At 45.0% G+C, this 983-nt stretch carries 2 protein-coding genes; both read left to right on the top strand.

Annotation, left to right across the window (positions count from 1 at the left end; genetic code table 11):
* The first annotated feature begins 102 nt into the window (after positions 1-102).
* A complete protein-coding gene (locus A3762_RS02980; protein WP_068476271.1) occupies positions 103-465 on the top strand; it encodes an iron-sulfur cluster assembly accessory protein in 363 nt (120 codons plus the stop codon).
* A gap of 2 nt (positions 466-467) precedes the next feature.
* Positions 468-983 (top strand): putative Fe-S cluster assembly protein SufT (sufT, locus tag A3762_RS02975; RefSeq protein WP_068754030.1); only part of this gene is annotated, 516 nt, incomplete at its 3' end.

Here is a 983-nt window from a genome sequence, read left to right as displayed (position 1 = left end):
GCGTTTTATAACACGCACGAAGAAGTCGATCAGTTATTCGCTGCGCTCGCGAAAATACAACGCATGTTCGCGTAAGAACGCATACTCTAGGAAGACATTTATATGACTGTTTCAACGTTCGAACCAAGCCAGTCTATTTCTGTATCAGAAAAGGCTGCTCAGCACATCGCACAAGAAGTAGCGAAAGCAGGAGGCGATCTATCTTTCCGCCTGTATCTGCAGACTAGCGGCTGTTCTGGATTCATGTATGAAACTGAGCTGGTAAAAGAAGCAAAAGATGGTGATGTGGAATTTCAACAACAAGGCGTGAGCATTGTTGTCCCAGCAAAAGATCTAGCCGTGCTTAATGGTACAGAAATCGACTTCGTAACCGTTGGTCTAAACAGCATGTTTCAATTTAAAAACCCAAATGTGACTGGCGAGTGCGGTTGTGGTGAAAGTTTTTCAGTGACTGAGGAAGCGTAGGCATGGCAGAACGCGAAGTCGTCGTAACAAATCGAGATGTAGACGCTCGTATTGTTCCGGCAGGCACAGAGATCGTTATTCCAAAGGACTCATTCGTCACCATTACCCAATCTTTAGGTGGAACATTCACCGTATCAGTGAATGGTAATCTTGCTCGAATTGAAGGAAGGGATGCGGATGCACTGGGCAAAACCGTTGAATACGAAGAAGTCGAAGCACCTGCCGATGGATCTGTTAGCGAAGAGCAAGTATGGGCAGCTTTACATCAGGTATATGACCCAGAAATTCCAGTCAACGTTGTCGAACTTGGCCTGATCTATGGCTGCGAAGTAAAAAAGAGCACTGATATTGCAGACAAATTTGATGTAGATATTACAATGACCTTGACTGCACCTGGATGCGGCATGGGCCCTGTCATCGTAAACGATGTTCGATTTTACGTAGAACGTGTGCCAAATGTGGCTAAGGTTGAGATAGATTTAGTCTTTGAACCACCATGGAACAATGAGATGCTTTCA

It is taken from the genome of Oleiphilus sp. HI0125 (assembly GCF_001635355.1).
Note: the sequence above shows the minus strand (reverse complement) of the source record. Positions and strands in the feature narration are given on the sequence as shown.